Origin of the sequence: Jeotgalicoccus marinus DSM 19772, from assembly GCF_000425825.1 — a bacterium.
GTDB classification, from domain to species: Bacteria; Bacillota; Bacilli; order Staphylococcales; family Salinicoccaceae; genus Jeotgalicoccus; species Jeotgalicoccus marinus.
This window is the reverse complement of record NZ_AUEE01000012.1, coordinates 41,394-66,141: the sequence shown is the minus strand read 5'-3', so window position 1 is coordinate 66,141 and position 24,748 is coordinate 41,394. Positions and strand designations below refer to the sequence as shown.

The following is a 24,748-nucleotide window of genomic DNA, read 5'->3' as shown; positions in this document are numbered from 1 at the left end:
CTAAGTATTTTCCCTATGTCTTTTCGAAGTTGTCCATACACAACTTTTCTCCTATACTTAGGAGTAAATATTATATGATACTTACAATTCCATCTTGTATGTGATAAACTTTGGTCGTCTTTAGACATTCAATATGCCCCTTTCTTTTCTAAATAGCGGTTGGTAGCCATTATTTAGTATACAGAAAGGGGCATATTATCGCTAAAGCTACTTCATCCACACGCATAGCGTGTGGTTTATTTGTTTCGCACGTCTACGTGCTCAACCGACTGAAGTCACTAATAAAACCTCCTAAGTCTACAGATTTTTTAATTCATCTGTAAACTTAGGAGGTAGCAGGTCAGCAGTTAAAGGGTTTTAGTGTTTTATATAGTTATTCCCACTCAATCGTCGCTGGTGGCTTACTTGTAATATCATAAACGACACGGTTGATGTGTCTGACTTCATTGACTAAACGTTTTGATAATCTTTCTAAAACATCCCAATCAATTTTTGCAAATTCACTTGTCATACCATCGATGCTCGTTACTGCTCTGACACCGATTGTGTAATCATAAGTTCTATAATCGCCAGTGACACCAACTGATCTGATATTCGGTAATACTGTGAAGTACTGCCAAATATCTCTTTCGAGTCCGGCCTTAGCGATCTCATCTCTTAAGATCCAATCACTTTCTCTAACGATTTCAAGTTTTTCTTCAGTAATTTCACCTAAGACTCTAATACCTAATCCTGGTCCTGGGAATGGTTGTCGCCATACTAAGTGTTCTGGAATTCCAAGTTCAATCCCTAACTCACGGACTTCGTCTTTAAAGAGCGTATTTAGTGGTTCAATTAATTCAAACTGCATATCTTCAGGTAGTCCACCTACATTGTGGTGGGATTTGATTGTCTTCGCAGTTTCTGTACCTGATTCAATAATATCTGTATATAGTGTACCTTGTGCTAGGAAGTCGATACCTTTAAGTTTAGATGCTTCATCATCAAAGACATAAATGAATTCATTACCAATAATCTTACGTTTTTCTTCAGGGTCTGACACCCCTTCAAGTTTGGATAGGAAACGGTCTTTCGCATCGACTTTGATGATGTTCATGTTGAAGCCTTCACCAAATTGTTCCATTACCATATCCGCTTCACCTTTACGTAAGAGACCATGGTCTACAAAGATACATGTCAGTTGGTCACCGATCGCTCTATGAATCAGCACTGCTGTAACGGATGAGTCTACACCACCACTCATGGCACACAGAACTTGTTTGTCGCCAACTTGTTCGCGGATTTTCTCCACTTCAATGTCAATAAAGTTATCCATCGTCCACTGTCCATGGCAACCACAAATATTACGGATAAAGTTTTCAATAAACTTATTCCCATTTTCAGTATGTCTGGATTCCGGATGGAACTGCACACCATAAAACGGTTTTTCATTGTGTTTAACTGCTGCTGTTGGGCATAGTACTGTCTCAGCAATTGCTGTAAAACCATCACCTAGACGTATCACTTTGTCTCCGTGACTCATCAGTACTTGTTCGATTGTGTTCCAACCTTCAAAAATATCAATTTCATTATTTAAGCGCATCTCAGTTTGACCAGATTCTTTTTCATTTGAATCTACCACTTCTCCGCCGTTCATCTGCATCATCAGTTGCATACCATAGCAAATACCAAGTACTGGCACACCTAATTCAAATACACCTGGATCTACAGTAAAGGCGTCATCCGCATACACTGAACGTGGTCCACCGGAAAGAATAATCCCTTTTGGATCGAGTTCTTTAATTTCTTCAATCGTGATGCTTGGATTATGCAATTCACTATACACACCAAGGTCACGAATGCGGCGGGTAATCAGTTGGTTATACTGACTACCGTAATCAATTACTAATATAAGTTCTTGTTCTTTTCCCATTTCCATAAGCGAATTACTCCTTAGTTATCTACTGTAGTTTGGTGCTTCTTTAGTCACTTGTACATTGTGTGGATGACTTTCAATTAAGCCAGCTGCTGTAATCTTCACAAATTGACTTTGTTCTCTAAGTGCCTCTAAGTTCTTACTACCAGTATAACCCATACCTGAACGGAGACCACCCATTAATTGGTACACTGTATCCGCTACTGGGCCTTTATACTCTGTGCGGCCTTCAATGCCTTCTGGCACAAATTTCTTCGCTTCAGAATCTTCTTGGAAGTAACGATCTTTAGAACCTTGTTCCATAGCACCCATAGAACCCATGCCACGGTATGTCTTGTAACGACGCCCTTGGAACATTTCAGTCTCACCAGGTGCTTCTTCAGTACCTGCTAATAAGCTACCAAGCATAACTACATGACCACCGGCTGCAAGGGCTTTAACGATGTCACCAGATAGTTTAATACCACCATCAGCAATAATCGCTTTACCATGTTTACGTGCCTCTGTAGCTGCATCATAAACTGCAGAAACCTGTGGTACACCTACTCCTGTTACGACACGTGTTGTACAGATTGAACCTGGTCCAATACCAACTTTAACTACGTCAACACCCGCTTCAATTAAAGCACGTGTCCCTTCTGCTGTCGCAACATTACCGGCAATTAATGTCACTTCAGGGAATTGGTTACGAATATCTTTAATCGCATCTAGAACACCTTGTGAGTGGCCGTGTGCCGTATCAATAACTAAAGCATCAGCGCCAGCTTCAACAAGCTCAGTTGCACGTTTTTCAGTTTCTTTAGCAATACCAATCGCTGCTGCAACGAGTAGACGTCCTTGGTCATCCTTTGCAGCATCTGGGAATTCAATAACTTTTTCAATATCTTTGATTGTAATTAATCCTTTTAAGACATTATTGTCGTCAACTAAAGGTAATTTTTCTATACGGTGCTCTTGTAAAATACGGCCCGCATCTTCTAATGTTGTACCAACCGGGGCTGTGATAAGGTTATCTTTTGTCATAACCTCTTCGATTGTAATCGAATAGTTTTCGATAAAACGCATATCTCTATTAGTAATAATACCTATTAATTTTTTCTCTTCAGGATTATTAACAATCGGCACACCTGATATACGATATTTGCCCATTAAGTGTTCAGCTGCAAACACTTGCTCTTCTTTTGTTAAGAAGAACGGATCTTTAATTACACCATTTTCTGAACGTTTCACTTTCTCAACTTCATCACGTTGACGTTCGATAGACATGTTTTTGTGAATGACACCTAAACCACCTTGACGTGCTAATGCTATCGCCATTTGTGATTCAGTAACAGTATCCATTCCTGCACTGATTAAAGGAATGCTTAACTTCAAATTCGGTGCGAGCTCTACTGATAAATCAACTTCTTTAGGAAGGACCTCAGAGTGTGCTGGTAAAAGTAACACATCATCAAAAGTTAATCCTTCTTTTTTAAACTTATCTTCCCACATAAAAACTGCCTCCTAGTATGTAATTATTAATAAATAAAAAGATGCTGAAAATATTAATTTCAATATTATAGCAAAAATCCGAACTGTTTAGCAATATTTTCTTCAAGATAAATATAACTCATTATAAAACACTATACAATTTAAAAAAGGTAGGACTTAATGTTCGGAATTTTATGATATTATAAGTAAAACTTTGGTTTACATTCGTTTTTCAAGGGAATAGATAGACATCAAGATTTTTGTAGAGGTGAGCATTGTGCAATATATTGAGAAATATGACACAGATAGTGAAATTCTAGAACGTATTGATCAACTTAAAAATGAGCAAGATTATTACGAATCAGATTTTAATGTACTAGGTTTAGATGAAGAAGAACCTGATTGGACAGAATATATGGGGTTCACATACAACCCACACTCTGAGAGCACTTCATTTAAAGATATTTTTACAAATAATGAAAAGGCCGAGAGTTTTTTACTAACTTCAGGCTTAGAGGAAGACCTAGTTTCATCATATCTCAACTTTGTTGAGGAAGGAAAGTTTTTACTCATCTATGACGACAAATCACTTAATCGTGACGAGCGACGAGATAGCGTGGAAGCTACAATTCAAAAAGGACCAGAAGAAGAGGAAAAATAAATCGTAAAAACCAAGCAGAGTTAAATGACCTCAGGTCATCATAACTTTTGCTTGGTTTTCTTTTTAAAGTAAATTTAATTTGTTGATTGCGACCAATACATATGTAAATCAGCATCTCTTCAGTTAGAAAGGTACACAATTTATGCCTTTCGTATCTCGCCAACATGTTCCTGTAATGTTTTAGTGTCAAAGGCAACTTCTCATTAAAAATAGCCTGGCTGTGCTGCTTGTGTTTAAATAAAAAGATATAATGCGACAAGTGCTGTTCTTCTGCATTTTCAAATCCGCTAAACCTTGTGTAATAATTTCTACCTATTAAATCTGCAGTTTTCAGTGGTAGCTTGGATAGAGACAAGGAAATATGAGCAAACATCTCTAAAATATGCTCCACTTCAACTGAAACATTTGCTGACACTGGATTGTTGTTTAAACCTAAAAAATCTCTGATTTCATCATAATAAAAAAGAAGTCCATCTCTTACCGCATCCAAATAGAAGTCACATTTATTTCTGTACTCCATATCGGAACAATTGTCTTTCTTTCGCTCAAGTAAATTAATCACTTCGATTTTCTCAGCTGCACTAATAAAATCTAGCCTTCTAGGCCACAGGATATTTTCCATACTTAAATACGATCCAATGCAGTCACACGATTTCGTGTATACCTTTTTTTGGACAAACAATGCTACGATAATACAAAATGCCATACAAGTTTTATATAATCTTTCTTGCATGTTGATCATTCCTTTTCAGTTTTTCTCTGATGTCTCAGAGTTAAACCTATTATATTTCATTTTCTTACTATTTCCTATCTCTATTTCGTAAAGTTCCTTATACGGGATATTGTTTGATTTTCTCACACAATTTTTTAATTCGATTCATCATATAAGTGGATTCATTTTCCTTTAATAAGTGCATTGCACGTTTACCATAGCGTTCTACAAGATCATAGTTCTCCACCTTAATATTACTATCCATCATATACGACAACAGTCTCACACGAGTCCGATAATCCAACTTTCCATCATCTTTACGCTTCATGTAAATTGCTGACTTATAATACGGGTTTCCATCTTCACCTAGCATATGTAAAACATAACCCTTACTTGTATATACACTAGCCTTCAAATATTCCAGTGAAGGCAAGTCATCTAAACGATCTAGCGTCTTATCTATAAAAGTCAGAGCATCTTTATATTTCTTCTTATGTAGATATTTCAAACCCATATGCCAATCGTAATATACAGAGTGCAGCGTCGTAGATCGCCATTGCTGCAAGGTCAACTGGTTCAGTGTATCTTCAATAAGGTAAAGCTCACGTGTTTCTCGAATTTCATCCAGTACTTTTAATACTTTAGTGTCGATTGATTTTGTGACTGTAATAATCAGCTCATCCAAATTCAAATCAAGCACATTCATAATTTTAATCGCGTCAATGAATCGAATATTACCGTTATTACTGTCATTTTCCATACGGCTAATTGATGATTTTGAAACACCTGTCTTTTTACTGAGTTGTAACTGCGTCAAACTATATTCCGCACGTCGTGACTTAATAACTGAACCATTAATTTGCATAAATGACCTCCCTTATTTATAAATATAAATAATATGCAATATTTGTCAATAAAAGAGTAAACTGCGTTTCTTTATAAGGATATCAGGGTATAATCATAAAAAAGACTGTGATGGAGGATTGAACATGACTACTATTGAGAAATTCTCAAATATCGATGATTTAAGTTATAAGATTTATGAACTACGTGCTGATGGTGTTAAAGACAAAGATATGATAACGGTCGCAAAAGACCGCTTTAAAGCAACGGTCCTACGCTATACAAATGTCGGCTTTAAAAAAGCTGATGGAAACATGTGGGATAAGGTTGCAGCTAAATTTTTAGATGAGAACTCAACAGAGCGTGTCTTTGATCAACTAGACTTGAGCTCAGATGAGCTGAATACGTTCAAAGCCGCTGTAGATAACGGTCAGATTCTCTTATTAGTGAGAGAATCTGCAGTGAAAGAAACTAAAAAAGAAAAAGCAGCTACTTCAAGACAAAATGAAGACCATTTAAGAAAAGCTGAAGAGAAAAAAGAAGCAGGAGAGCAGAATCAATCTGCTAGAGAAACTGAAAAAAATCAAAAAGAGAGCAGTGACCAACGTTCAGGTACGATTGATGTGAGTGCTTATCAAAGCAAACTTGATTCAATGACTTCTGAAAAAGATATAAAGAGAAATAACCAAAAAGCTGAAGCAAAAGAAAAACACGATAACTTCATGGATGCAGCAGAAATTATCCAGGAAGACGGTAGCCGTCGTACAGTATCAATCAGTGATACCGAGCATACCGTTATTGATTTAAATCAAAAATAATACAGGCGAAAAAAAACACTTAAAATTAAAAACTTCCCTTACACTGGTTGAATTACCAAGTTAAGGGAAGTCATTTTTTATTTACCTTTATATGCCGCTTCAAGTTTTGCGATATCAAATTTCTTCATTTTAAGGAATGCCTCAGTAACGCGTTGAAGTTGTTCCTCTGTACCCTCAGTCATCATTTCATCCATCACTTTATGTACAATCTGCCAAGATACACCAAACTTATCCTTCAACCATCCACACTGTTCAGCATCAGGATCTGCTGATAGTGCACTCCAGTACTTATCAATTTCTTTTTGGTCATCACATTTCACCATTAAGGAGATACCTTCTGAGAATTGGAAGTCGTGTTCATAACCACTATCTTGGAATGAAAATCGTTTTTTGCCTAATTTCGCTTCTGCATGCATGACCAAATCTTCAGTATTTGGTTCCATGCCTGTCGGATAATTTCTCGATGCTAAATGTTCACTTTTCTTAAACGTATCAACATACAAATTCATGGCATCTGTAGCCTTGCCCTTATTTTCATTTACAAACATTAGAGAAGGGACGATATGATTCTTGCCATTGCGATGATCGCGTAACCAAAACTGCCAAGAAGTACCGTACTTATCCTCAATCCATCCATACTTATCATTGAAAGGATACTTATCTAGTGGCATCAACTCTGTACCACCATCCTCCATAAGCTTTTCATACATTTCATCAATCAAATGTTCATTCTGCTTATTAATTTGAACAATAAAAGAAATAGAAGGATTTTTCTTAGCAAAAGGTCCAGCACTAATTGCCATAAACTCATAACCCATTAACTTAAATCCAAGCTGTTCAGAATCACCTGATGGTGTGTCTTTTATAACTTTACGGAAGGTAATCTCTGACTCTGGAAAAATTTCGGTATACCACTCTACAGCTTCTCCGGCTTCTGTATCAAACCATAAATGTGGAACAATCTTTTGATACTTCACATCTACATCTCCTTAGGCTCATTTTTTCAAGTCCATTGTAACAAATGAATGTTAAGAAACTATAACGATAACTTGACTTCGATTAAACATTTAAATCATAGGGTTTTGACTGTATGGAAACGGGAACTATATGAGTAAATTCATAAGGTAAGGATGATAGCTATGTCTTGGAATATGCAAGATTACCCTGATTCATTAAAAAACTTTGAGACACTTGAACGTAAAAAAATTATCGAGATTGCGAACGCACTTTTAGACAGCGGATACGATGAAAGTCGTGCGATTGCTATCGCTACATCAGAAGGTAAAGATTGGTATAAAAATGCATCAAAAGAAGAATTAGATTCATTTGATAAGGAAGGTAATCCTTCAAAAAATGATCAGCATGACATAGATAGTGCGAATCCAGATTTACTAGATGAGAATGTTCAAGTAAAATATGATGCCGAAAACGAGGAATGGGTTGTTAAAACTGTTAAAGCCGAACGTGCAGCTGGTACATTTAAATATAAGAAAGATGCGGTGAAGCGTGCAGAAGAAATTGCTGAAAATAAAAACTCTAAAGTAATAACGTATACAAAAGAATGACTGTATAAGAAAAACCGCTCTAGATCAATGATCTAGAGCGGTTTAACTATAACTTACTGTTCTTCTTTAACGTATGGTAACAATGCCATGTGACGTGCGCGTTTAATCGCACCTGTTAACTGGCGTTGGTACTTAGCTGAAGTACCAGTTACACGTCTTGGAAGAATTTTTCCACGTTCAGAGATGAACTTTTTAAGAAGATCTACTTCTTTATAGTCGATGTGTGTAATTCCGTTAGCTGTGAAATAGCAAACTTTTTTACGACGACGACCGCCTCTTCTTGGACCTGCCATAGGTAAGCCCTCCTTTTATAGATTATTATATTCGACTGTGTGGATCGAATGTCTAATCCATAATCTTGTTAGCTGAACGCGTGTTTTAAATGTGTGTATGTGCACGATATATATTACAACTTTAAGGTTAAAAAGTCAATTACTTTTTAGCTCGATTCATTACTCTAATACCTATAAACAAGATTATGACTGCAGCTAATAAGCCCACTGATGAAATTATAATATAACTTTCTGAGTTCGGACCACCACTTGCAAATACTTGTGCAATCATCTCAGGTGCTGCCAGTACTAAAGCTAGAATGGCATAGAACCATTGTTTCATCAAAAGTGACCCGATAACTAGAATCGCTAACAGTATAAATCCAATAGTAATATTGATATCTCTACCTGGTTCAAAGAACGTCACGATTGGATAACTTCTCACTAAGAATATCGATCCGACTAAAAGTCCCATATACAAGAAACTAAATACAAAAATTAATACTGTACCTTTCACTTCAATCTTCTCTGATTTAAAGCTTGCATAATTGACTAATATATATTTAAAGCCATAGTAAATCAGTACTGGGCCTAAGACAATAATTCCAAGATAATATAAGAGATTACTCAAGGTCCAATCAAAATCACCACTAATTAGATTCGGGACTGTAAGAATTCCAGCTAAGTAGACTATAAATAAGGCGATATACTTTTGAATATTGTTAATACGCGGCATTTCCCCGGAAATATTCTTAATATATTCCTTCGCTGATCTGCCTGTCACATCTTCTAAACTTTTACCGTCTTTTTCTGCTTGAATTAAATGATCTTCTAACTCCGCTTCCATATCATCGATCGCTTCATCTTTTTTTCCATGTGCCATCATCTCTAATCGAAATTCTGTTAAAAATTTCTCTGCTTCTTTACTCAACATTTTACTCACCTCTTACCAAATTATTCATTCCAGAATTTAATTTTTCCCATTTTTCTTTAAAAATTTTTAGTTCTTCTTTTCCACTTTCACTAATTGAATAATATTTACGTTTCGGACCACCACTATCGGATTTCACCATGCGGGTATTTACATATCCCTTTTTACTTAACCTTAGTAATACTGGGTAAATACTACCTTCGCTGATACCTGGGAACTTATGTGCTTCTAATTTTTTAGTAATTTCATACCCATAAGTTTCGCCCTGTGAAATCAATCCTAATATTGCACCGTCGAGTAAACCCTTCATTATTTGATCACTGACAGACATGGTTTCCCTCCTGACTATCTGTTATTAAAAGGTAGTGACCTATTAAAAAAGACAGCGCCATAAACAACTATCTTACATAGAAAGATACTATACATGATTTTAAATGTCAACTATCTTTTATAAAAAGGTAGTTAATTTAAAAAGTAGCGCTTTACTTAAAAGCAATGCGCTACTCTTTCACTTTTGTTCTTACAAACAATAACATAACAAATGAAATCGCAACAATTGTGATCACCCATAACCATGCAAGACTCATATTTCCTGATTGTAAGGCAACATATATAGCTGTTGGTAAGGTCTGTGTGCGACCTGGAATATTCCCTGCAATCATTAAAGTTGCACCGAATTCACCAAGTGCCCTAGCAAAACTTAACACAGCACCTGTCACAAGTGATACTGAAGCGAGTGGCATGGTGATTTTCATAAAGATACGAAAATTACTCGCCCCATCAACTTTTGCCGCATCTTTGATATCTTTATCTACACTTAAAAAGCCTGTTTTTGCAGATTGATACATCAGTGGAAAGGCAACCACTGTACTGGCTAATACAGCTGCATACCAAGTAAAGATAATGGATTGATTAAAGATCCACTCAATCAAGTTTCCAATAATGCTATTGTTACCAAAAATAACAATCAGTATAAATCCTACTACTGTCGGGGGTAAAACAATCGGTAGCATTATAATCGTTTCTAAAACAACCTTGCCTTTAAAGTTCACAGATGTCATAAATTTTGCTATTAAAGTTCCAAAGATAAATGAAAAAATCAGTGCAATGGTCGCAACTTGCAAGGAGAGCAGTATAGGGGGAAGAAACTGCGACGATGTCACACCAAAATTACTCAGTAACGAATCCATATTCACCAAATACTTCTAAAGCTTCATCAGTCTGAATAAAATCATAGAACGACCTTGCAGCTTCAGTATTCTCTGAATCCTCAATTAAACCAACTGGATACTCTATTGGATCATGTGCATCAGCTGGTGCGGCGTCGATGATATCCACTGAATCACTTGTCATCGCATCGGTACGGTACACTAACCCAGCACTTACCTCACCACGTTCAACATAAGTGAGCACTGCTCTCACGTCCTCTGCATATACTAACCTTTCTTCTAAATCTTCAGTAATACCCATAGATTCAAAAGTCTCCATAGCATATTCCCCAGCAGGTACTGATTCCGGTGTGCCAACAGCAATTTGTTTAGCCTCTGTAATATCATCGAATGATGTCACTGTTGTATCCCCTTCTGGTACAACCAGTACTAATTCATTTTTTAATAGTTGAGTTGAATCACTTTCATCGATAAAGTCACCTTCTACTAAGGTATCAAAATCGCTTTGTGATGCAGAGAAAAACATATCTGCTGGTGCACCTTGAGAAATCTGTTGTTGCAGTGCACCTGAACCCCCAAAGTTAAAATCCACTTGTACATCTTGGTTTTCTTCATTATAAAGTTCTGCAACTTCTTGAAGTGCGTCTGTCAAACTCGCTGCTGCTGAAACTGTTATTGTACCCGATGCTTCGCTTGTTTCTGACTCTTCATTGTCCGTACTAGAACTGCATGCTGCCAAAACGAGTGTGAACATTAAAGAAACAAATACTAAGCCCAGTTGCTTTATCTTACACATCTTTTTGCCTTCTTCCCGAGGATATTATCTTTATCATACAACAATTTAAAAATTAAAAAAGCAGAACTACGTGTTTCATAGTTCTGCAGTATATATTAAACGATATAACCATACTCTGAAAAGATATCCAGTGCTTCTTCGGATTGTAGGAAATTATAAAAATCTCTCGCTGCACTATTGTCTTCCACACTTTGTGAAAGTCCTAGTCCATAAACAAATGGTTCAGCAAGTGATCGTGGTGCTCTCGCTACGATACGAAGACCTTCTTCATCAGAAATATCTGTTCTTAAGAGAAGGGCAGCATCTGTTTCACCTTCAGAAAGTGATTCTAGAGCAGCATCTACATCTTCGCTCTCTTCAACATTATTCACTTTATTATTGCTCTCATTTTCTGCATCAAGTAACGTCTTAGCATGACTGCCAGATAGTGATTCTTCTGGGTTTACTATAGATAGGGTAACATCCTCATTATTGAAAATAGTGTCGTATGAAGTAATATCCTCATTATCTTCATGAGTCACAAGTACTATTTCATTAATGAGTAAATATTTCGTTGCAAGTTGGTCTAATATCCCAGCTTCAACTAAAGAATCATAACCCTCATCAGAACTAGAAAAATATATATCCATATCTTGATCTTCACCGTTAATTAAGTCTTCTGTTAACGTTTCTGTATGACCATATTGAACATCAATTTTCTGTCCTTCGTTTTCTTCTTCATATGCAGAAATCAATTCGTTCATCACATCTTCAAGGCTTTGCTCGGCAGTAATATGAACGACTTCACTTTCTTGACTTCCATCTTCTTCTGTAGCAGTTTCCTCTGAAGATGAATCCTCTTCAGTCTCTTCTGCAGTTTCAGATTCGGTCGACTCTGTTCCTTCTTCTGTTGTCTCCTCAGTATTCTGAGTATCACCAGATTCTTCTTCACCAGAGGAATCGTCACTGTCATTATTACTACAAGCTGCCAAAAACACACACAGCGATAGTAAAAGTGCCCATTGCAGGACATTTTTTCTAATCATTGCGGTTCGCTCCCACCTAAAAAATTGTCTACATGTTTCATTATAAACACTGTAAAGTCAAAACTACACTATAAACTAATAATAAAAACAATAAAATTAACTTATGTATCTTCAAAAGTAAAATAAAAACCCGAGATAGTATATCCCGGGTCTTTCACACATTTTACACACACAATTTTAAAACACACGATAACAAAATTTGGATTGTAATTTTTTTATTTTAGAATGGTAAATCATCATCGCTGATGTCTACCGGACCTTTAGAGTTCGCAAATGGATTATCCTCTTTTGGCTGTTGACGTCCCTGGCTTTGACCAGTCGACTGATTGCCAGATCCATATGCATCTGCATATGCGTCCGTTGAGTTATTTCCATAATTGCTTTGAGATTGATTACCGCTATTCTTAGGCTCTAAGAACTGAACACTTTCACACACAACTTCAGTTACATATACTCTTTGTCCGTCTTTGTTCTCGTAATTACGAGTTTGTATTCTTCCGTCGATACCAACAAGACTGCCTTTCTTAACATACTGGTTAACGTTCTCAGCTTGTTTTCTGAAAACAACACAGTTGATAAAGTCCGCACCTCTTTCACCATTTTGGTTAGTAAAAGGACGATTGACAGCTAAGTTGAAATTAGCGACAGCGATATTATTTTGACTGACTCTTAGTTCTGGGTCTTTTGTTAAACGACCAACTAAAACCACACGGTTTAGCATGTAATCAACTCCACTAAATATTTAACTTATTTTTTTGCTTCTGCTTGTTCGTCGCGAACAACGATATGACGAATAATGTCATTGTTGATCTTAGCTAAGCGGTCAAACTCATCAGTAGCTTCGCTTGTCGCGTTAACTTTGATGATGTGGTAAATTCCATCTTTGAAATCTTCAATTTCGTAGGCAAGACGACGTTTACCCCACTCTTTAGACTCGACGATTTCCGCACCATTGTTTGTAAGAACCTCATCAAAACGCTTAACTAACGTCGATTTAGCTTCTTCTTCAATGTTTGGGCGGATTACATATAAAATTTCATATGCTCTCATCTTTTGCACCTCCTTATGGTCTTTGCGGCTGAAAACCATTCGTTTTCAGCAAGGAATAATTTTCATTACTCACAATCAGTTATTATATCAGTAATCCTAACAATTTACAATAAAACTAAAGAAAAAAACGATAAGACCCCATCACAGGATTTCATCGTTTGGAGAGATCTAAACGTTGAATCTAAAGTGAACAACATCTCCATCTTTCATAATGTACTCTTTTCCTTCTAAACGAACCTTACCAGCTTCTTTAGCTTTAGCCTCATTACCCGCTTCAACTAAATCATCGTAACTTACAGTCTCAGCACGGATGAATCCTTTTTGGAAGTCTGTGTGAATAATACCCGCACATTCTGGTGCAGTCATACCTTTTTTAAAGGTCCACGCTCTGACTTCTTGTACACCGGCAGTAAAATAAGTGGCTAAGCCAAGTAAGTCATATGAAGCTTTTATTAATTTATCTAGACCTGACTCTTCTAAACCGAGTTCATCTAAGAACATTTCACGCTCGTCATCTTCTAAGACTGCGATTTCTTCTTCAACCTTAGCCGAAATGACAATAACCTGAGAATTTTCATTAGCTGCATACTCATTAATTGCATCAAGGTATGCATTACCTTCTAAGGAACCTAAATCGTCTTCACTCACATTGGCAACATAAAGCATTGGCTTTTGTGTTAACAGGTGGAAGTGCTTAACAGATTTTGCTTCTTCTTCCGTAAAATCAAGAGCACGTACTGGACGACCTTCCTCTAAACATTCTTTAATCTTCGTTAGAATTTTAACTTCAGCCATGGCGTCCTTATCTTTTTGTTTCGCCATTTTTTCTGCCTTAGGTAAGCGTTTATCGACACTTTCTAAGTCTGCTAAAATCAATTCCATGTTGATGACTTCAATATCTTCTACAGGGTCAACCTTACCAGATACGTGCGTCACATTCTCATCATCAAAGGCACGAACAACCTGACAGATTGCATCGACTTCTCTAATGTTCGCAAGGAACTTATTACCGAGTCCTTCACCTTTAGAAGCACCTTTAACAATACCAGCAATATCAGTAAATTCGAATGCTGTCGGTACAGTTTTCTTTGGTACAACAATTTCCGTTAAAACATCTAAGCGATGATCCGGTACTTCAACAATACCAACGTTGGGGTCAATTGTGGCGAATGGATAGTTAGCAGCAAGCGCACCTGCTTTAGTAATTGCATTAAATAATGTTGATTTTCCGACGTTTGGTAAACCAACGATTCCAGCTGTTAAAGACATAATAGGGTCTCCTTTAATTTATAATACTTTTTTTAGACGTTTGTTAAAGTCTCGACGCGGCATCATAATTGTGCGGTCGCAATTTGTGCATTTAATTTTAATATCTGCACCCATGCGGACAATTTCAAATTTATTGTTCCCACAAGGGTGATCTTTCTTCATTTCAACAAGACTATGAAGATCGTACTTAGCATCCATGACTTACGCCTCCATATCGTTACCATCGAAATCGGTAATATCCATCATTGGTACAGAAATATAAATACCCTGTGTTTCTAAATACTGCTTGATGCGTTTTCTCATGCGTCGAGTTGAACCGAAGTGTTCCATCGGTCTAGACGTAAGCATGACACGAATAGTTGCTTCACCATTTTGAATGCTCTGTACACCTTGTACAATTGGAGCTTCAACAAGGACATCTTCTTGTCTCCAGTTTTCATTCAGATAAGTTTCAAGCGTAGTTTCAATCTTATCTAAATCTTCTTGTATGGAGAAATTCATATCTAAGAATGATACTGAATTATAACGAGAGAAGTTTATTACTTCGTTAATTGTACCATTAGGAATCATGTACAACTCACCTTCATAACCTTGAATACGAGAAGAGCGTAAGCCTAATGACATTACTTCACCTTCTGCAACAGTTGTACCCGATGTATTCACTCTAACGAAATCACCTTTATCGAATTGGTTTTCTAAAATAATAAAGAAACCAGTTATCATATCTTTTACTAGACTTTGTGCACCAAAACCAATTGCTAAACCAACAACACCGGCACCAGCGAGTAGCGTTGAAACTGGAATGTTAAATGCCTCTAGTATCGCTACAACAACAAAGAACCAAATAAAGATTGCTGCTGTATTTTGGAGCATATTAATCAATGTATTGTTTCTCTTGTCTGATCCTTTTAAGCGTGACTTTGATTTATATTTAAAGAAATTTTCTATTAAACGATTCGCAACCTTAGTAAGAATATAACCAGCAATAAGTAGAATGATTGCGAATATGATTGGTTTAGATATATCTATCCAAAATTGTGGATCTCTAACTCGTTCTAAAAGTGTTTCAATAATCGACAGTTGTTCATCCAGCCCTTCAGTATTCGACGCATTAAATAGCGTTAAAAATTTCATAGTCATACCCTTTCTATTTGATTATTTTTGCTGCAACATGGAAAGAATTCTTTTAAATTCTTCCTTTGATGTAAACTCCAATTGAATTAAACCTCTTTGTTTTACCTTTTTAATTTCAACATTTGTTCCAAAGTGATCTTTCAATTGATTTTCGTAACTCTCAAGAAACCTTAATTTTTTTGTAGACTTCTTAATTCTCTTTTTACTCTTAAAGGTCTTTACATGAGCTTCTAACTTTCTAACACTCATGCTGTCTTTAACTGCTTGTTCTGCTACTTCTTCCATTAAGAGTGGATCTTTTAAGGCTAATAAAGTTCGACCGTGAGCACCTGTTAACTTGCCATTATTAATCAATTTTTTAACCTTAGCAGGTAAGGTTAAAAGTCTAAGCATATTAGCAATATAAGACCTCGACTTGCCAAGTCGTTTCGATAAGTCATCTTGTGTGAGCTTAGCAGAGTGCATCAATTGCTTATAACTTTCCGCTTCTTCTAAAGGACCTAAGTCTTCCCTTTGAAGATTCTCAATGATGGCAAGTTCCATCATCTCACGGTCGGTCATGTCAGTAATAATAGCAGGTATAGTCTTTAATTCCGCAAGCTCAGTCGCTCTTAAACGACGCTCACCCGCAACAAGGGTATACCCTTTTACCGCTTTTCTCACTGTAACAGGTTGCATAACACCATGAACTTTAATGCTCGCAGCTAAGTCTTTTAGTTTTTCTTCATCAAAGGTTTGTCTCGGTTGATATGGATTTTTTCGAATTTCAGAAACTGCTAGCTCAATAATTTCCATAACACGTCACCGACTTCCCAAAGATAAAATACATTACTCATTATAACAGTACAAGCCATGTTTGTAAGTGAAAAAGAGTACCTACATCAATGCAGGCACCCTACTTATAAATTTTAATTGTAAGCTCGTGTAGCTCATCTGTTTCGGTCGATTCAATTTTGACATCGACACCTTTTTCACGAAGCTTCTTAATATCTCTTTCAACATCATTTAATACGAAAGCAACATCGTCATTGAAATTGATTTGTTCAACGCGCACCTTTTGACGGTTCTTAACAGCGAGTTCTGTTTCCTTAACTGTCAGATGATCATTCACGATATTTTTCAATACATCATACTGCATATCGTTATCCAATATAAGTAATGCTCTCGCGTGTCTTTCCGTGATTTCATCATTTTCTAATGCCGTTATAACGTCGTTAGATAACTTTAACAATCTCAATTTATTTGCAATGAATGACTGACTTTTACCAATGCTTTCAGCTAAGTCTTTTTGAGTGATATCATCCATTGCTAGCAGTTGCTTATAGGCTCTCGCTTCTTCAATACTAGATAAATTTTCACGTTGAATATTTTCTATTAGCGCGATAGCAGCAGACTCTTGATCAGTGAGATACTTAACTATCGCCTTGGTATCCTTAAAATCTAGTCGCTTTAAGGCTCTAAACCGTCTCTCTCCAGCAATGATTTCATACATACCTTCTTCAATAGGTCTGAGCGTAATCGGCTGTAAGAGTCCATGTTTCTTAATGGAATGTGCGAGTTCATTAATACGTTGCTCATCAAATACTGTTCTTGGCTGATATTGGTTCGGAACAATGTTCTCTAGAGGTACTTCAACTAATGAATCATCATCTTCAGCAGTTTCACTTTTATCTATTAAGTTGAATAGCTTTGAAAAAGGTTTCTTCACACATTCCACCACCCTTTATTTTAATGGGGATTTATTTGGAGTTCCCGGTTTTCTCGGATATTTCTTAGGTGTCTTTCTGATCTTATCAATGACCAGAATATAACGCTGACTCTCTTCTTCTGGCAAGGTAAGTTGATGAGTTTCTTTTAATGAACCACCTAAGAGGTCAAGTGCAAACTCTGCATCAAGGAGTTCTTCTTTGGCCTTCTTACCTTTCATCACTATAAACTGCCCACCTGTTCTCACTAGTGGTAAACATAACTCTGCTAAAACATTGAGTTCTGCAACCGCACGGGCAGTTACAACATCAAACATGTGTCTTGGTCCGTGTTGGCCAAAAGTCTCTGCTCGGTCGTGAACTAAATGCATTTTATCGAGACCAAGTACGGCAGTCAATTCATTTAAAAACGTAATTCTTTTATTTAACGAATCAACGATTGTCACTTTTAGGTCTGGACGAATAATCTTCATCGGAATGCTTGGAAATCCTGCACCTGCTCCGACGTCACAAATACTCGCACCTTCTTCTATATCCGCATAAAACAGCGGTGTAATTGAATCATAGAAATGTTTTAAATACACTTCTTTTAGCTCAGTGACAGCTGTTAAATTAATTTTTTTGTTCCACTCTACGAGCAATTCAAAGTACGTTTTAAACTGTCCAATTTGTACGGTTGAAAGTTCAATACCTTGATCTTTTAATTTATTAATGAATTCTGTTTCATTCATGAGCCAGTCCTCTTCACATTTCCTTGTTCAATGTAGACAAGTAAGATTGAAATATCAGCTGGATTTACACCTGAAATTCTAGATGCTTGGGCAATGTTTAAAGGCTTAACTTCTTTGAGTTTCATTCGTGCTTCTGTTGCCAATGAGTTCACTGCATCGTAATCAATATTTTCAGGAATTTTCTTATCTTCCATACGTTTCATCTTATCGACTTGTTGCAAGGATTTCTTAATATAACCATCATATTTTATTTGGACCTCAACTTGTTCATACTCTTCTTGTTTAAGAGTGATGTCTTCAGAGAGTATCTCCATGATTGACTCATAGTCCATCTCTGGTCGACGTAGTAAATCAGCAGCTAGAATACCATCTTTAAGTGCTGTACCGCCGCGTTGTTCAATAATACTTTGAGTATGCGCATTTGGTTTGATACGCACTTTTTTCAGACGGTCTAATTCAGCTTCAATATTTGCTTTTTTTTGATTGAATCTAGCAAATCTTTCTTCTGAAATTAACTTATGGTCATAACCAATTTCAGTTAGACGCATATCAGCATTATCATGACGCAGTAGTAAACGGTGCTCGGCACGAGACGTTAACAAACGATATGGCTCATTCGTACCTTTAGTGACTAAGTCATCAATTAAGACACCAATATAAGCATCAGTACGGCTTAAGATTAATTCTTCTTGACCAAGTAATTTGTTCGCAGCATTGATTCCTGCAATCAGTCCTTGGCCAGCAGCTTCCTCATAACCACTTGTTCCATTAATTTGACCAGCAGTATATAGGTTTTTAATTTTCTTTGTTTCTAAAGTTGGCCATAATTGCGTCGGTACAAGTGCATCGTACTCAATGGCATAACCTGCACGCATCATACGTGCATTTTCTAAACCTGGGATACTTTTCACCATATCACGTTGAACATTTTCAGGCATACTCGTTGATAAGCCTTGAACGTAAACCTCTTTAGTATTACGACCTTCTGGTTCTAAAAAGATTTGGTGACGTGGTTTATCGTTGAATCTAACGACCTTGTCTTCGATTGATGGGCAATATCTTGGACCTGTACCTTGAATGACACCTGAGTACATTGCTGATAAGTGAAGATTTGCTGTAATAATTTCATGTGTTGTTGCTGACGTATATGTTAACCAGCATGGGAGTTGATCTAAAATAAATTCAGTCTTATCAAAGCTGAACGCTCTCGGAACATCATCACCTGGCTGAATCTCAGTTTTACTGTAGTCAATAGAGTCTGCATTGACTCTCGGTGGTGTTCCTGTTTTAAAGCGAATAATTTCGAAACCTAAATCCTTGAGTTGGTCTGCTAAAGCCAAGGAAGGAATTTGGTGATTTGGACCACTTGAATATTTAAGATCACCTAGAATAATTTCTCCACGTAAAAATGTACCTGTTGTGATGATGACAGCATCACCTTCATAAACAGTACCAATATTCGTTTTCACGCCACGAATCTCATTGTCTTCAATAATCAATTCGTCAACTAGCCCTTGAAGAATATCTAAGTTTGGTTCATCTTCTAGAACTGATTTCATTTCTTGCTGATAAAGTACCTTATCTGCCTGTGCACGAAGTGCTCTGACTGCTGGTCCTTTACCAGTGTTTAACATACGCATTTGGATGTGTGTTTTATCGATTACTTTAGCCATTTGCCCCCCGAGAGCATCAACTTCACGTACGACGATACCTTTAGCGGGTCCACCGACTGATGGGTTACATGGCATGAATGCGATGTTATCGAGATTGATGGTCAACATTAATGTTTTAAGACCTTTACGGCTTGCTGCGAGTCCCGCTTCGACACCTGCATGGCCAGCTCCGATAACAATCACATCATATTTCATATTTCCGGTCATTATTTTACCTCCTGTTTAATTTTATTTTCCTAGACAGAACTGACTAAATAGCTTATCTATCAATTGTTCTGAAACATCTTCTCCGATGACCTCTCCAAGGAGTTCCCAAGTTTTAATCAGGTCAATCTGAATAATATCCACGGGCACGTCAATTTCTGCAGAAGAAATTGCGTCACCAATTGAAGTTTTCGCTTGTTCTAATAAGTTAATGTGACGATTGTTAGATACATATGTTGAATCTGCAGATGAAATACTACCATCAAAGAACATTCTTTGAATTTCATTCTCAAGATCATCCACACCTTGGCCATTTATAATAGACGTTTTGATGAGTGGAATATCGAAATGACTTTCTAAGTAGTCAGTATCTAGATTTTGTTCTAAGTCTAGTTTATTGATGATACCGATAACTTTTTTATCATCCACTGTTTCTAGGAGCTCTATATCTTCTGGTGTAAGCTCATCATTATTATTCATGACATACAAGATTAACTCTGCATCTTTTAACGCTTCACGAGATCGTTCCACACCTATTTTTTCAACAATGTCATCCGTTTCACGAATCCCTGCAGTATCGACGAGTTTTAATGGAATACCGTTAACGTTTACGTACTCTTCTAAAATATCACGCGTCGTTCCCGCAACATCCGTCACAATTGCCTTGTTATCTTGAATGAGATAGTTAAGTAAAGAGCTTTTACCGACGTTAGGTTTACCAATGATGACCGTGCTCAAACCTTCTCTTAAGATACGGCCTTCCGCACTAGATTTTAACAACTTACCAATCTCTGACTCTACCTTTTTGGCTTCAGATAGGAGGAAGGACGTTGTCGCTTCTTCTACATCATCGTATTCAGGATAATCTATGTTCACTTCGACTTGAGCCAATATATTTAATATACTTTGACGTAAGGATTCAATATATGTTTTCAAACGTCCTTGAACTTGTTGGTTGGCTACTTTTGATGCTTGGTCAGTTTTAGATCGAATGAAATCCATGACCGCTTCAGCTTGAGACAAATCAACTCGTCCATTTAAAAAGGCGCGCTTTGTGAATTCACCTGGTTCAGCCATTCTTGCACCGTGGTTTAAAGTCAGTTGAAGCACACGATTAACCGTGTGAATCCCACCATGACAGTTAATCTCAACGATGTCCTCACGCGTATAAGTTTTCGGTGCACGCATGACTGCACACATGACCTCTTCAACTGTTTCATTGGTAGTAGGATCAACAATATGACCATAATTTATAGTGTGTGAATCGACTTCACTTAGTTTTTTTACGCCGCTGTACAGACGATCTGCAATTTCAATCGCATCTACACCTGACAAACGAACGATAGCAATCGCCCCTTCACCGACTGGGGTGGAGATGCTTGAGATCGTTTCAAATTGCATTTTAAAAACTCCTTTATTTCTTAATAATCACGATGGCGCGTCTTGGCTCTTTTCCTTCTGAATAGGTATCTATTCCCTTTTCACGACTTAAGGCATGGTGCATAATTTTTCTTTCATTCGCTGGCATCGGTTCAAGTCTTACTTTTTCATGAGTACGCCTTACCTTATCCGCCATGTTCAAGGCCAATGCTTCTAAAGTTTCCTTACGTTTACTTCGGTAATCACCGACATCCAGTTCTACTCTGTTATAACTTGGATAGACTATATTTAAATAATTTTGTGCAAGTTCTTGAAGTGAATTTAAAGTCTGCCCACGCTTACCAATAATCTTTGCAGGGATATCCGCATCAAAATTTAAGTGAATCGTCGACTTCTTCACCTTCATTTGAACCGTGTTCTCGACGCCCATACCTGAAACTATTTCCGAAATATAAAGCGATGTTTTCTCACCAGCTTCAGTGAGTGCCTGGTGCTCTTTATTTTTCGGTTTTGATTCTTCAATAATTGGCTCAATTTTAGGTCGTTCATGCTGCTCATCATCTGCTAATTCTTTAACTGCTTCAGTCTCTTCAGGCTGATTTTCTTCATGCGGCTCGACTACGTCATCTGTTGTCCGCTCTAAAGCGCTATCTGCTTCAACATGTTCGTTTTCGCGTGCTGAAATCATTGCTTCAATAGATTCATAGGATTTTAGTTCAGGGTTGATAATCGTTAGTTTCACTTCAGCCTCACGCTTACCAAAACCTAAAAAGCCAGCCGAACCACTATCCAACACTTCTATTTTAATGTCATCTTCGCTAACACCGAGTTCCTCTAATCCTTTTGTTACAGCATCATTGACCGTCTTTTCAGTATAAATTCTGTACATATACTAACCCCCGTATTATTTCATACACCTGGCTATTTTTAGGACATGTAAGAGTGATTTTTCCATTTCATGATAGTTCATATCCTTAACAGGATTACGAGCGATCACTACATACTCTAATGGCATAAGTTCATGTTTATGAGTCTGATAAAATGCACGAATGCGACGCTTAATCTGATTTCTTTTTACAGCATTGCCAAGTCTTTTTGACACGCTGATGCCGAGCCTTAAATGTGGCACTTCCTGATTGTCTTTTAAGTACACTACAAACTGCCTGTTCGCAAAGGATTTACCTCGTTTGAAAATCAGCTTAAAGTCCTTCTCTTTCTTAATTCTGAATCGCTTTTTCATCATTAACTACGCTCTTTCATATCTATGATTAATTATTATACTAAAAAGCTTCTATTATATAAAACTTTCGACATTGCGCAAAAAAAAAGATCATCCTAGTCAGATGATCTAATGGTTATGCAGAAAGAACTTTTCTTCCTTTTCTTCTACGACGCGCAAGAACTTTGCGTCCGTTTTTAGAACTCATTCTCTCACGGAAACCGTGTACTTTAGCACGTTTACGTTTATTAGGTTGATACGTACGTTTTACCATATATGACACCTCCGTCATTTATTTTTTCTCTGTTTTTATCTTCTCTTAGAATTGCAACTACTAAAGAATACCAAAAACACGGTGCTTTTTCAACTTTTTATTTGATATTTATTTAGAAGTAATTAATCTTTTCAAGAGATTCTGTGGATAACTTTTAAGTATTATATCACTTATACACAGTTTTTTTAATGAGTTTCCCACTTTTGCACAGGCTGTGTCAGAAATTTTGTGGGAAGCTGTGAAAATTGTGAATAACTCTGAAAAATATTGATAACACAAATTAAATAAGCTATAATTTTACCCGTATCCTTGTGGAAAAGAAGATGGTTTTCTATAGTTATCCACAGATTGTGAATAACCTGTGTAAAGTTTTCTACACCTGTGTAAATGTATTATCCACAGCATGTGATTTGTGAATAAGAGAGGAATTTTTTTATGAGTAGTTTAAATAGTATTTGGGAAAAAGTACTCGAAGAAATTAAAAGCAACCATAATATTCAAAATGTGACATTTCAAACTTGGTTTAAAAATACTGAACTTGTCGATTTGAATACAAGCTATGCTGTCATTAAAGCAGATAGTGATTTTCAGAGAGAATGGTTGAATACGCAGTACAAAAGCATTATCGAAGATAGCATTTATAGCTCTATAGGAGAAAAGGTCACCGTTCAAATTGTCATCAAAGGTGACGAAACTACGCCAATGGTTTCAGAAGAGAAAAATACACAGCAGGAGAGTATTAAGACTACACCAATACACCATGCTCTAAATGAGCAGCATACCTTCGATACTTTTGTCATCGGTAATGGTAACCGCTTCTCACATGCAGCATCTCTCGCAGTTGCTGAAGCACCAGCTAAAGCATATAACCCATTGTTTATATATGGTGGAGTTGGACTTGGTAAAACACACCTCATGCATGCGATCGGTAATTTCGTTTTAGAAAATCGTCCAAATGCCAAGGTGGTCTATCTATCAAGTGAAAAATTCACTAATGAATTCATCAACTCAATACGTGATAACAAAACAGAAGAATTCCGTAATAAATACCGTAATGTAGATGTCCTTTTAATCGACGATATTCAATTTTTAGCAGGAAAAGAATCTACCCAAGAGGAATTCTTCCATACTTTTAATTCCCTGCATGAAAATAATAAGCAAATTGTCATATCAAGTGACCGTACCCCTAAAGAAATTCCTACTTTGGAGGATCGTTTACGTTCACGCTTTGAATGGGGATTAATGACCGATGTCACCCCACCTGACCTCGAGACAAGAATTGCGATTTTACGAAAGAAATGTGAAGAAGAAAATGTTGAGATTCCAAACGAGGCCATGATATATATTGCAAACCATATTCACACAAATATACGTGAGCTAGAAGGTGCCTTAACTCGCGTTGCTGCCTATGCTAAGATTTCCAATCAACCGATGACGCCAGAAGTTGTTTCCGAAGCTTTAAAAGATCTCGTGACAACGACTCAAACCAAGCGCATTACTGTTCAAGATATTCAGCTTGCTGTCAGTGAATATTACGGCATTCATATTGATGAACTATCATCTAAAAAACGGACGAAGTCCATCGCCTTTCCTAGACATGTCGCCATGTATTTATCGAGAGAACTTACCGATAATTCATTACCAAAAATCGGCGAAGTCTTTGGAGGTCGAGATCACACAACCGTTATACATGCACATGAAAAAATTTCAAAGCTCGTTGCTGAAGATGAACTTTTCAACAGTGAACTAAAAGAAATAGAAAGTAAGCTCAATTAAAATAATGTGAATACTGTGGATAAATGTTACACTTGAACCAACACTTTATGCACATGTGGATAAGTTAATACTTAAAGCTTTAACTTAGTTTTCCACAAATTCACAGGGCCTACTATTATTACTGTTATTTTATTACTATATATTTAATAAATAAG

29 protein-coding genes are annotated in these 24,748 nt (G+C 36.8%); 4 read left to right on the top strand and 25 right to left on the bottom strand.

Annotated features, from left to right (window positions below; all coding sequences use genetic code 11):
- From H624_RS12390 to guaB, 3 genes are all read right to left on the bottom strand, one after another.
- A partial coding sequence (locus H624_RS12390) for a transposase (RefSeq protein ID WP_211220893.1) occupies nucleotides 1-128 on the bottom strand: 128 nt, incomplete at its 3' end.
- Between the two features lie 245 nt (nucleotides 129-373).
- A complete protein-coding gene (gene guaA / locus H624_RS0107975; RefSeq protein ID WP_026867115.1) occupies nucleotides 374-1,918 on the bottom strand; it encodes a glutamine-hydrolyzing GMP synthase in 1,545 nt (514 codons plus the stop codon).
- An 18-nt stretch (nucleotides 1,919-1,936) separates the two neighbouring features.
- Complete coding sequence (guaB, locus tag H624_RS0107970; protein ID WP_026867114.1) at nucleotides 1,937-3,406, bottom strand: IMP dehydrogenase; 1,470 nt, start codon at nucleotides 3,404-3,406, stop codon at nucleotides 1,937-1,939.
- Nucleotides 3,407-3,662: 256 nt separating this feature from the next.
- Between guaB and H624_RS0107965 the strand changes: the two genes are divergently transcribed.
- Entirely contained in the window at nucleotides 3,663-4,046 is a 384-nt protein-coding gene (locus tag H624_RS0107965; RefSeq protein WP_026867113.1) for a general stress protein, read from the top strand.
- Here H624_RS0107965 and H624_RS0107960 read toward each other — a convergent pair.
- Complete coding sequence (locus tag H624_RS0107960) at nucleotides 4,009-4,779, bottom strand: YfbU family protein (protein WP_026867112.1); 771 nt, start codon at nucleotides 4,777-4,779, stop codon at nucleotides 4,009-4,011. The two genes, H624_RS0107965 and H624_RS0107960, sit on opposite strands and share 38 nt — an antisense overlap.
- 97 nt (nucleotides 4,780-4,876) lie before the next feature.
- Nucleotides 4,877-5,623: a helix-turn-helix domain-containing protein gene (locus H624_RS11895; RefSeq protein ID WP_035856580.1), complete on the bottom strand. Its 747-nt coding sequence runs from the start codon at nucleotides 5,621-5,623 to the stop codon at nucleotides 4,877-4,879.
- Nucleotides 5,624-5,747: 124 nt separating this feature from the next.
- On the opposite strand from H624_RS11895, the gene H624_RS0107950 reads away from it, so the two are divergent.
- Nucleotides 5,748-6,419 carry a general stress protein gene (locus H624_RS0107950; protein ID WP_026867111.1) on the top strand — a complete coding sequence of 224 codons (672 nt, stop codon included), beginning with the start codon at nucleotides 5,748-5,750 and terminating at the stop codon, nucleotides 6,417-6,419.
- A gap of 77 nt (nucleotides 6,420-6,496) precedes the next feature.
- Here the strand turns inward: H624_RS0107950 and H624_RS0107945 are convergent, their stop codons facing one another.
- Nucleotides 6,497-7,396 (bottom strand): VOC family protein, encoded by a 900-nt coding sequence (locus tag H624_RS0107945; protein ID WP_026867110.1) that lies wholly within the window; start codon nucleotides 7,394-7,396, stop codon nucleotides 6,497-6,499.
- A gap of 162 nt (nucleotides 7,397-7,558) precedes the next feature.
- Here H624_RS0107945 and H624_RS0107940 point away from each other — a divergent pair, with 162 nt between their 5' ends.
- A complete protein-coding gene (locus H624_RS0107940; protein WP_026867109.1) occupies nucleotides 7,559-7,984 on the top strand; it encodes a DUF2188 domain-containing protein in 426 nt (141 codons plus the stop codon).
- Between the two features lie 53 nt (nucleotides 7,985-8,037).
- On the opposite strand, the gene rpsR is transcribed toward H624_RS0107940, so the two are convergent.
- The 19 genes from rpsR to rpmH form a co-directional block, all read right to left on the bottom strand.
- Entirely contained in the window at nucleotides 8,038-8,277 is a 240-nt protein-coding gene (gene rpsR / locus H624_RS0107935; RefSeq protein WP_017547433.1) for a 30S ribosomal protein S18, read from the bottom strand.
- A gap of 139 nt (nucleotides 8,278-8,416) precedes the next feature.
- Nucleotides 8,417-9,190 (bottom strand): hypothetical protein, encoded by a 774-nt coding sequence (locus H624_RS0107930; protein ID WP_026867108.1) that lies wholly within the window; start codon nucleotides 9,188-9,190, stop codon nucleotides 8,417-8,419.
- A gap of 1 nt (nucleotide 9,191) precedes the next feature.
- Nucleotides 9,192-9,518, bottom strand: a complete 327-nt coding sequence (locus H624_RS0107925) for a PadR family transcriptional regulator (RefSeq protein WP_026867107.1) — start codon at nucleotides 9,516-9,518, stop codon at nucleotides 9,192-9,194.
- 169 nt (nucleotides 9,519-9,687) lie between these two features.
- Nucleotides 9,688-10,377: a molybdate ABC transporter permease subunit gene (gene modB / locus H624_RS0107920; RefSeq protein ID WP_026867106.1), complete on the bottom strand. Its 690-nt coding sequence runs from the start codon at nucleotides 10,375-10,377 to the stop codon at nucleotides 9,688-9,690.
- On the bottom strand, nucleotides 10,358-11,152 hold the full coding sequence (gene modA / locus H624_RS0107915; protein ID WP_051220541.1) for a molybdate ABC transporter substrate-binding protein: 795 nt from the start codon (nucleotides 11,150-11,152) through the stop codon (nucleotides 10,358-10,360). The genes modB and modA (H624_RS0107915) overlap by 20 nt, the downstream gene beginning before the upstream one ends.
- Before the next feature lie 95 nt (nucleotides 11,153-11,247).
- The gene (gene modA / locus H624_RS0107910; protein WP_026867104.1) at nucleotides 11,248-12,177 is read right to left on the bottom strand and encodes a molybdate ABC transporter substrate-binding protein; all 930 of its coding nucleotides are present in this window, start codon (nucleotides 12,175-12,177) and stop codon (nucleotides 11,248-11,250) included.
- Between the two features lie 220 nt (nucleotides 12,178-12,397).
- Nucleotides 12,398-12,898, bottom strand: a complete 501-nt coding sequence (gene ssb / locus H624_RS0107905; protein ID WP_026867103.1) for a single-stranded DNA-binding protein — start codon at nucleotides 12,896-12,898, stop codon at nucleotides 12,398-12,400.
- Nucleotides 12,899-12,924: 26 nt separating this feature from the next.
- On the bottom strand, nucleotides 12,925-13,227 hold the full coding sequence (gene rpsF / locus H624_RS0107900) for a 30S ribosomal protein S6 (protein ID WP_026867102.1): 303 nt from the start codon (nucleotides 13,225-13,227) through the stop codon (nucleotides 12,925-12,927).
- Between the two features lie 168 nt (nucleotides 13,228-13,395).
- Complete coding sequence (gene ychF / locus H624_RS0107895; protein WP_026867101.1) at nucleotides 13,396-14,496, bottom strand: redox-regulated ATPase YchF; 1,101 nt, start codon at nucleotides 14,494-14,496, stop codon at nucleotides 13,396-13,398.
- 18 nt (nucleotides 14,497-14,514) lie between these two features.
- Complete coding sequence (locus H624_RS0107890; RefSeq protein WP_026867100.1) at nucleotides 14,515-14,694, bottom strand: DUF951 domain-containing protein; 180 nt, start codon at nucleotides 14,692-14,694, stop codon at nucleotides 14,515-14,517.
- A gap of 3 nt (nucleotides 14,695-14,697) precedes the next feature.
- On the bottom strand, nucleotides 14,698-15,630 hold the full coding sequence (locus tag H624_RS0107885) for a mechanosensitive ion channel family protein (protein ID WP_235678847.1): 933 nt from the start codon (nucleotides 15,628-15,630) through the stop codon (nucleotides 14,698-14,700).
- Nucleotides 15,631-15,651: 21 nt separating this feature from the next.
- On the bottom strand, nucleotides 15,652-16,425 hold the full coding sequence (locus H624_RS11890; RefSeq protein ID WP_051220540.1) for a ParB/RepB/Spo0J family partition protein: 774 nt from the start codon (nucleotides 16,423-16,425) through the stop codon (nucleotides 15,652-15,654).
- A 100-nt stretch (nucleotides 16,426-16,525) separates the two neighbouring features.
- Complete coding sequence (locus H624_RS0107875) at nucleotides 16,526-17,338, bottom strand: ParB/RepB/Spo0J family partition protein (protein WP_026867098.1); 813 nt, start codon at nucleotides 17,336-17,338, stop codon at nucleotides 16,526-16,528.
- 15 nt (nucleotides 17,339-17,353) lie between these two features.
- Entirely contained in the window at nucleotides 17,354-18,067 is a 714-nt protein-coding gene (gene rsmG, locus H624_RS0107870; protein ID WP_026867097.1) for a 16S rRNA (guanine(527)-N(7))-methyltransferase RsmG, read from the bottom strand.
- Complete coding sequence (mnmG, locus tag H624_RS0107865) at nucleotides 18,064-19,947, bottom strand: tRNA uridine-5-carboxymethylaminomethyl(34) synthesis enzyme MnmG (protein ID WP_026867096.1); 1,884 nt, start codon at nucleotides 19,945-19,947, stop codon at nucleotides 18,064-18,066. Before mnmG ends, rsmG begins: the two co-directional genes overlap by 4 nt.
- Nucleotides 19,948-19,968: 21 nt before the next feature.
- Entirely contained in the window at nucleotides 19,969-21,345 is a 1,377-nt protein-coding gene (mnmE, locus tag H624_RS0107860) for a tRNA uridine-5-carboxymethylaminomethyl(34) synthesis GTPase MnmE (protein WP_026867095.1), read from the bottom strand.
- Nucleotides 21,346-21,358: 13 nt separating this feature from the next.
- A complete protein-coding gene (jag, locus tag H624_RS0107855) occupies nucleotides 21,359-22,213 on the bottom strand; it encodes an RNA-binding cell elongation regulator Jag/EloR (protein ID WP_026867094.1) in 855 nt (284 codons plus the stop codon).
- Nucleotides 22,214-22,228: 15 nt separating this feature from the next.
- Nucleotides 22,229-22,564 (bottom strand): ribonuclease P protein component, encoded by a 336-nt coding sequence (gene rnpA, locus H624_RS0107850; RefSeq protein WP_026867093.1) that lies wholly within the window; start codon nucleotides 22,562-22,564, stop codon nucleotides 22,229-22,231.
- Nucleotides 22,565-22,679: 115 nt separating this feature from the next.
- The gene (gene rpmH, locus H624_RS0107845) at nucleotides 22,680-22,817 is read right to left on the bottom strand and encodes a 50S ribosomal protein L34 (RefSeq protein ID WP_026867092.1); all 138 of its coding nucleotides are present in this window, start codon (nucleotides 22,815-22,817) and stop codon (nucleotides 22,680-22,682) included.
- Nucleotides 22,818-23,252: 435 nt separating this feature from the next.
- On the opposite strand from rpmH, the gene dnaA reads away from it, so the two are divergent.
- Nucleotides 23,253-24,593 (top strand): chromosomal replication initiator protein DnaA, encoded by a 1,341-nt coding sequence (dnaA, locus tag H624_RS0107840; protein WP_026867091.1) that lies wholly within the window; start codon nucleotides 23,253-23,255, stop codon nucleotides 24,591-24,593.
- Nucleotides 24,594-24,748 lie beyond the last annotated feature (155 nt).